1 protein-coding gene is annotated in these 210 nt (G+C 40.5%); it reads right to left on the reverse strand.

Annotated features, from left to right (window positions below; all coding sequences use genetic code 11):
• Positions 1-210: SH3 domain-containing protein (locus K9V48_RS28895; protein WP_224142374.1), on the reverse strand; the 210-nt coding region annotated here is incomplete at both ends.

Genomic DNA, 210 nt, shown 5'->3' on the forward strand with positions numbered 1-210 from the left:
TGGTGTCGATGGTGAAGCCGTGCTTGTTCGAGGTTTTGTTGACGTTAAATAACTTGAACTCACATAGCCTTCTTTTCCATTTACCTTTATTTTTGACCAGCCATTTGCTTCTGAGTAGACGGTGACTTTCGCATCCTTCTTTATCGTTGTAACTATCGACGCACTTGTTGAGGCACTTTTCCTTACATTTAGCGAACCACTATTTACTTT

Source organism: Metabacillus rhizolycopersici (genome assembly GCF_020075705.1).